Annotated in this window: 9 protein-coding genes and 1 pseudogene; 3 read left to right on the top strand and 7 right to left on the bottom strand. The window is 42.9% G+C overall.

Annotated features, from left to right (window positions below; all coding sequences use genetic code 11):
- Positions 1–312: 312 nt before the first annotated feature.
- Positions 313–729: a GFA family protein gene (locus Q4519_RS21165; protein WP_232804110.1), complete on the bottom strand. Its 417-nt coding sequence runs from the start codon at positions 727–729 to the stop codon at positions 313–315.
- A gap of 145 nt (positions 730–874) precedes the next feature.
- Between Q4519_RS21165 and Q4519_RS21160 the strand changes: the two genes are divergently transcribed.
- A complete protein-coding gene (locus Q4519_RS21160) occupies positions 875–1,456 on the top strand; it encodes a TetR/AcrR family transcriptional regulator (RefSeq protein ID WP_232804109.1) in 582 nt (193 codons plus the stop codon).
- Positions 1,457–1,496: 40 nt separating this feature from the next.
- Here the strand turns inward: Q4519_RS21160 and Q4519_RS21155 are convergent.
- Positions 1,497–1,694, bottom strand: a pseudogene (locus Q4519_RS21155) (IS481 family transposase); the annotation flags it as partial.
- Positions 1,695–1,921: 227 nt separating this feature from the next.
- On the opposite strand from Q4519_RS21155, the gene Q4519_RS21150 reads away from it, so the two are divergent.
- Entirely contained in the window at positions 1,922–2,164 is a 243-nt protein-coding gene (locus Q4519_RS21150) for a type II toxin-antitoxin system Phd/YefM family antitoxin (protein WP_303515840.1), read from the top strand.
- Between the two features lie 6 nt (positions 2,165–2,170).
- Positions 2,171–2,467, top strand: a complete 297-nt coding sequence (locus Q4519_RS21145) for a type II toxin-antitoxin system RelE/ParE family toxin (protein WP_303515837.1) — start codon at positions 2,171–2,173, stop codon at positions 2,465–2,467.
- Positions 2,468–2,873: 406 nt separating this feature from the next.
- Here the strand turns inward: Q4519_RS21145 and Q4519_RS21135 are convergent, their stop codons facing one another.
- The 5 genes from Q4519_RS21135 to Q4519_RS21115 all read right to left on the bottom strand — a co-directional run bounded on the left by Q4519_RS21135 (position 2,874) and on the right by Q4519_RS21115 (position 6,427).
- Complete coding sequence (locus Q4519_RS21135) at positions 2,874–3,716, bottom strand: bifunctional transcriptional activator/DNA repair enzyme AdaA (protein WP_303515834.1); 843 nt, start codon at positions 3,714–3,716, stop codon at positions 2,874–2,876.
- 11 nt (positions 3,717–3,727) lie between these two features.
- Positions 3,728–4,492, bottom strand: a complete 765-nt coding sequence (locus Q4519_RS21130; protein ID WP_303515831.1) for an SDR family oxidoreductase — start codon at positions 4,490–4,492, stop codon at positions 3,728–3,730.
- A gap of 143 nt (positions 4,493–4,635) precedes the next feature.
- Positions 4,636–4,938 (bottom strand): hypothetical protein, encoded by a 303-nt coding sequence (locus tag Q4519_RS21125; protein ID WP_233054034.1) that lies wholly within the window; start codon positions 4,936–4,938, stop codon positions 4,636–4,638.
- 538 nt (positions 4,939–5,476) lie between these two features.
- Entirely contained in the window at positions 5,477–5,926 is a 450-nt protein-coding gene (locus Q4519_RS21120; RefSeq protein ID WP_303515828.1) for a hypothetical protein, read from the bottom strand.
- 192 nt (positions 5,927–6,118) lie between these two features.
- Positions 6,119–6,427 carry a hypothetical protein gene (locus Q4519_RS21115; RefSeq protein ID WP_303515826.1) on the bottom strand — a complete coding sequence of 103 codons (309 nt, stop codon included), beginning with the start codon at positions 6,425–6,427 and terminating at the stop codon, positions 6,119–6,121.
- Positions 6,428–6,489: the final 62 nt, after the last annotated feature.

Below are 6,489 nucleotides of genomic sequence, written 5' to 3'. Positions count from 1 at the left end.
TTGGGTGATCGACTTGGGTGTTATCAGGTGATCGGCATCAATGTTATTGGGTGATCGGCATTCATGGGAATATGCACTCAAGGCTGCAATTGGCTTAACCCGAGTTCTGGAACAGCAAAATAGTCTGTTTTCCCTGCAAAAACGCGGTGAATAGACCCAAACAAAACCCTGTAAATAATTCTAAGCCAGAAGTCCTTAAGGTTGTTTGGGTATATATCCCTATACGCTTTGCGTTTTCATCCCTGAAAACGAAATTTTGCAGTAAAACATACTTTATCCGCTCGTAATCAGCTTAGGCAAAACTAAGGTTATTTAGCCTCTCAACCCTGGTGGTAGAGCATCAAACTTTGGCACATCAACGGGGAATATAGCCCATGGTGGGGCGGATGATGCGTAGATTGACATCTTGGGATTGAACTTATTATTTTTCAATGAAGTTGCTGATACAGAGTAAAAATTGCCCGCAGTTACCTCAGCACATAAAGCTGTGCTACAAGTACCGCAGAACTTATAATTTACGTCTTTACCTGAATTACCAGCTCGCGTATAAGTTGAAGGTGCGCCTTTAGTAAATTTAAAATTATCTCTTGCTACCCAGAGCCCAAACCATTTATCCGATCCAGTGAGCGCTTGGCACTCCTTGCAATAGCAAAAAATAGAGTTAATCGGGTCGTTATAAAAGCAAAATTCAATGTCGCCGCAGCGACAGCTTCCAGTATGTATCTCCATGTGTAATCTCCGATTTGATTGATATTTAACGACAATATCGTAATAAATATTTATTTCTAACTTCGTTACCAAAGGTGGCATTTCATCTTAGAGCGAGTTTTATATATGATAAAGAACATATATAGTCGTATTCAGATAAAGCCCAATGCCATATACAGAGACGCACAAAAACAAAACCCGAGAGAAAATTCTTGATAGCTCTTTCAGACTTTTTGCAATAAAAGGCTTTGAGGGCGTTACAATCGATGATTTGATGAGTAACTGCGGGCTTACTCGAGGCGGGTTTTATGCGCATTTCACGAGCAAAGCAGAACTTTACCGTGAGGCACTAAAATTTAGAGCCTGCAGCACGAAACTGGCCGGCCTTAAACCAGAGGGCACCACCAATAAACAGTGGTTGTCTTTGCTGTTAAATACATACCTGAGCTTGGAGCATGTGAGGGGAGAGCGCTCGTTGACTTGTCCATTAGCCTTCCTCGCCACAGATATCAACATGCAGGATAACGCAATAAAAGCAGCTTATGCCGATGTTTACTATGGAATGAATACAGCAATTATGGAGTACGCAAGTAGTTATTGCGACTGCGACGAACAAGATATTTTGTCAGTTACAGCAATGATGATTGGTGCTGTCGCCATAGCTAGAACGCTTCAGAGTCAAGATTCGATTGAGAGTTTACTCGAAGCGTGCAGACGAGAAGTAGGTGTGAAATTGGGTGGAATATAACGAGCCTGTAGAATTTATCTTAAAACAAAGGGGTCAGATCTTGTTTTTTGAAGTTTTCTAAGTTGTGGCGTAGCCATACGCCGCTTGCAGAAACAAACACGCCTTTTTTGCGCTGCTCGTTACCGGCTTTCACTTGGCCGTGGGCAGGAAATTCAACAGCGTAAGCCGTGACCGCTTGTTCCGTGGCTTAGTCAACACGGTTCTTTAGATTGGGAGCTCGACGAGACTTATCAATGAGCGTATGAAATTAAGAATTAAGTGGACCTCTTAAATACAGGTGATGTGACAAGCTTCAAATTTAGGAGGCTGTCCAGCTATTTCATTCTTAAATATGGGGTGTCAGCTTCGAGACATCGATTCTTGTCTGTTAGTTTACCTTTCACATAAATCGCACGATTTAATCAGATTGACCATTTCATGCGAAAAACTATAATCTTACTATAAGTCCAAATTTGGAGAATGATCATGCACACATTAACAGCGAATGATGCCAAACGTAATTTCGGTGAGCTGCTGCTAAACGCCCAACGTGAGCCAATTAAAATTAGTAAAAACAACAAAGATGTCGTTGTTGTGATGTCGATTAGAGATTATGAAGAACTTGAAGCCATGAAAGCTGATTATCTTAGACATTGCTTCGAGTCAGCTAAACAAGACTTAGCACAAGGCAATGTGGTTGATGGTGAAGACTTTTTAAACGCCTTATAACCCGTTATGCAAAAGAATGAATATAAACTAAGTAAATTAGCACAGACTCATTTACGAAAAATCAACAGCTATACCGTCAACAATTTCTCTGCGCTGCAATGGCGAAGCTACAAAGATACGCTACTGACTGGATTTCAAATGCTCGCTGAGAATCCGGCTGTTGGTCGCAGTTGCGATAACATATACCCAAGTGGTTTTTATTTTCCAGTAGGCAAACACACCGCTTACTTTACAAAAGAAGATGGCTTCATCTTAGTTGTTGCTGTACTCGGGCAATCACAACTTCCGCAGAACCACTTGTAATTAAGCTTTCACCCTAGGATTGGATTTAGGGTGATGATCTTCACTGGTAAACTAACGCTTATCAGCTTACCGTGGATTTAGATCATTGGATCCGGCGCCGACTGAGAATGTGTTATTGGCGACAATGATGAAAACCACGCACTAAAGTGAGAAGTTTGATCAAACGGGGTGTCAGTGAACGTCCCGCCATTGCTTGTGGTATCACCAGCAAAGGGCCTTGTAGAAGCTCGAAAATCAAAGAAATAAACATGGGTATAAGCAATGAGTTCCTAGCCGCTCAAGGTCTGGGATCACTGAAGGACATTTGGGTTAGTATTCATTACAGAAGATGAACTGCCCATTGCACCTCTTCTCAATCAAGAGTGCATGATGTGTGGTGTGAGGTTAGAGACCTCCGGCTACTCGATTATAGCAAAACAGGTTCGTCCCGCATTCTTTCCCATGTTTGTACCATAAGCTTCTTGGCGGGGCCCCAACGGTAACCACCAAGCGCACCACTCTGCTGTATTACCCGGTGGCAGGGAATAAGTAAAGCAACAGGATTTACTCCAATGGCGTTACCAACCGCTCTTGCAGATTGGGGTGCATTGAGTGCTGTGGCTACCTGAGAATAGCTGGCCACTGCGGCCGGTGGTATTTTCAGCAGCGCCCGCCACACAGCGATCTGAAAATTCGTACCTTTCACATGGAGCGACAGCGGACCATGTTTGGCAGCTGTATCACTACCAAAAAACGCATCAATAACATAGCACGTAGATGTGATGCTCTCTACGATCGAACTGAATGGCCAAGCGTTACGCAAGTCATCCAGCAGCTCTTCAATGTCATTGAAGTCCATGAACTCTGCCCTACAAACACCACGCTGTGTTACAGCTACAAACATAGGTCCCAGTGGTGTAGGGTGCACACCGTATTCGATACGTAGCTGTTTGCCCTTATTTTTATACTCCCCCGGTGTCACTGCCTCCAGCTGTACAAAGTGATCATGCAACCTTGAACTGCCGCTTAAGCCAATCTCATGTGAAACATCGAGCAGGGAGCGGGATTTATCTAACAACTCCTTGCTGCGTTCCAATGTCAGGACCTGCAGAAACCGCTTTGGCGTAGTACCCGCCCAGCGACAAAACAACCTCTGAAAATGATACGGACTCAGATGCACATGGGCCGCGATCGCTTCTAGATCGGGCTGGGTAGTTGCACGATCTACCAAGTAAGCCATAGCGCTTGCGATTCGGTCATAGTCTGACATGGATCGGCCTCTCAAACACGATTTATGGATACACCGCCATCTACCAACATCGCAGAACCAGTTGTGAAACTGGATGCATTGGATGCTAAGTACAATGCGGATTGAGCAATTTCATCTGGTGTCGCCATACGTTTGAGAGCATGCAGGTTATGCACAAACGCCAATGCTTCTGGCGTATTAGCAAACTCACGCCCTGCTGGCGTATCAGTACCACCAGGTAGAAGGGCATTGACCCGGATATCCTGAGGTCCATGCTCTGACGCCAGCACTTGAGTCAAACCAATAAGGCCAGCCTTACTGGCTGCGTAGGCAGCCATGCCTGGCATACCTGCGGTGTAACCAACGAAGGTAGAGGTGAAAATTAACGAGCCTCCTTTTCGCGCAGCCATAGCCGGCAGTTGGTACTTTGCGCCCAAAAATGCGCTGGTTAAATTCGTCGCAATAACTTGATTCCAGTCCGTGAGTGACATCTCCGGAACAGGGCCCATAGCCCCCAGAATGGCAGCATTGTTAAAAGCAATATCCAAGCCACCAAAGTGGCTTACTGCCTTATCTACCAAAGCTTTGGCAAAAGTCTCATCACTAACGTCACCCGCAAGTGCAAGAGCCTGCCCATCTTCCGTATTGATTAAGTCCACCAGTTCATCAAGCTCCCTCTTCCGCCTTGCAGCCACCACAACGGCAGCACCTTCTTTGGCAAAAAGCTTCGCAGTTGCATAGCCAATACCGGTGCTGGCACCAGTAACAATAGCAACTTTGTTGGCCAATATGTTCATCGATTATTTCTCCTAGCTCTGCTGACAATTTAAAGGGTACATGCCCAAACAGATGTCATATTAGAAGGCGAAATGGTTACTGCCGACCCGAATCTTGCTGAATTTCAATTGCGCTATAACGCTCGTTAGAGCGCAACTCACTGCTAGCCATCAAACCTAACATTTAATTCATCGATAACTGTATTACCTTGAATGAGTTGAACTTGAATTTTGTTCACATCAGGTAAGTTTTGAAATGGTCCCGATGGGTCATATGACTTGTAATATAAACGAACCCGACAACCATCAGATTCAACTTTCTGAACGTCCATTCTCATATAACTGAATTCACCACTAATTTGCCAATCTAGTTCCTTTAATGCGTTAACAAAAGTACCTGTATCTAAGTCTAACTCTGCTTTTCGAACTAAAGATTTAACGAACTCATATGTTTCTGAAGCTTTCATTTTTCTTCTGCGCTATAGCGGTTCAATAACCGGCGCGCGCTTTTTACGCTCCCGACATGGGCATTAACTAATGAGGTGAGAGTCCTCTGTAGGAAGATTGTTGTGTTAATAACTTACTGTTATTTAAAGATAAATTATAGCGAATGGCAAGGGCTTTTCCGTGAGGAAAGGTCTGGTATCACTGAAGGACATTTGGATGACTATTCATTACGGAGGATGAACTGCCCATTGCACATCTTCTCAATCAAGAGTGCATGATGGGGGGCTGGAGATGACTAAAAAAAGAATAGAAATGCTGAGCGAATTGATAAAAATCAAGCATGACTGCACCAGCTGATAGAAGCTAGGTAAATAGTGTGGTTATTATGAGGCGAGTTAGTATTATCCAACCCCACTCAGTCGATTACATGCCGTTTGTCCTCGTGTCCAGCAGTGGCCAGCTCTAATGCTATGCGCAGTCAGATGCTCCCAGCTGCTTGCGGCGCTGCCAAAACTTCGGCTAAAGAAAAAGAGGTGGATGTCCCGTTATTCCTTTCCATTATTCCAGCTTACTTATCAAATAACCAACACCTTCACAAAGTATCTTTCCATCAACTGGCTCTAAATTATTTAAAGACTGAATAACGAATAGAGACTTCTCTTCTGTCCTTTCATTCGTGGTTAACAAATACCCAAGAAACTCTGAACTTAATTCCCTAGAAACTAATTTACAAAAAAGATTCAAATGCTCATCAATAATTCTTTCTAACCGAGGGTATCCAGCATGCTTGAGTTCCAAGTAAACTCCATTTAAGTATTCATCTGGTTCTGGGTCTTCAGATTCTCGCTCAACAAAATCATTAAAATACTCTGAAAATTTTTCTAATATACTTTTAAAATCAATAAGCAATTCGAAGTTTATTGACTCATCCTCAGAGATAGGCTTGCCAAAGCCAACCTCATTAACTTTAACATTAAAATTATTTATATTGTCGTTAGAAATATTCATCTTTATTCCTTACATTCCAGGAGGAACCACGGTAATAGTTTCATCAGGATTTATAGAGATATAACCTGAGGATCCGAAAAGTTTTCACCTGCGGGGGAAAGCGGCTAAGGTAAATTAGCCGCTAATTAATTACCTGTTTTTAGGCGTTAAAGGTGGGGCTCTACCTATCCTCTATGGATACCCTGATCTTTTTTACAGCCTACCTTTCCCTATTATATTTATAATCACAAAGCCATAATCAATATAAAACTCGTGAATCTTGATTATTGATAATACCCCATCCTTATTAACAACATCTGCAATCAATTTCACTTGTTCTATATAATTATCTTCATCATTGGTACCCAAAAAATTGCATTCGACTATATCCACAATATCATCCTGCAATATGGGCACCCCCTTTTCATCACCCTGTAATGAAGTTACATCAGCCTTGTTACCAATGAGCCTAAAGAGCCCTTCTATCTCAATACCTCTACCAGTACACATTGTTCTGGTCAACCAAAACTGGACACCTTTAGTTGAGAATTTTCAAACTCCACTGGTGACAGATCACCATTGGC

This window comes from Motilimonas sp. 1_MG-2023 (assembly GCF_030547455.1).
Classification (GTDB): Bacteria; Pseudomonadota; Gammaproteobacteria; order Enterobacterales; family CBDFNC01; genus Motilimonas.
This window is presented reverse-complemented; position numbering and strand designations above follow the sequence as displayed.